The sequence below is a fragment of the Thiomicrorhabdus cannonii genome, assembly GCF_013391695.1.
GTDB lineage: Bacteria > Pseudomonadota > Gammaproteobacteria > Thiomicrospirales > Thiomicrospiraceae > Thiomicrorhabdus > Thiomicrorhabdus cannonii.
The window spans coordinates 1-409 of sequence record NZ_JACBGH010000041.1 but is presented as its reverse complement, the minus strand read 5'-3'; the positions used below and the strand labels follow the sequence as shown (position 1 = coordinate 409).

The 409-nt window shown below is 39.1% G+C and carries 1 protein-coding gene; it reads left to right on the top strand.

Features of this window, described 5'->3' with window-relative positions:
* The coding region (locus HZ297_RS11880) for a transporter substrate-binding domain-containing protein (RefSeq protein ID WP_178863981.1) at positions 1-409 on the top strand (409 nt) is incomplete at both ends.

The following is a 409-nucleotide window of genomic DNA, read 5'->3' as shown; positions in this document are numbered from 1 at the left end:
AGCTACAGCTGTTTTTGAAAAATACGGAATCACGGTAAATTGGCAACCGATTGATTGGGATTTGAAAGAAGCTGAATTGACAAAAGGAACGATTGATCTGATTTGGAATGGCTATTCCGCTACAGACGAACGCCGTGAAAAGGTGGCTTTCAGTAACTCATATATGAAGAATGAGCAGGTATTGGTTACGAAGAAATCATCTGGTATCACGACTGCAAAGGATATGACTGGAAAGACATTAGGAGCTCAAGCTGGTTCATCTGGTTATGCGGACTTTGAAGCAAATCCAGAAATTTTGAAGAATATTGTCGCTAATAAGGAAGCGAATCAATACCAAACCTTTAATGAAGCCTTGATTGATTTGAAAAACGATCGAATTGATGGTCTATTGATTGACCGTGTCTATGCA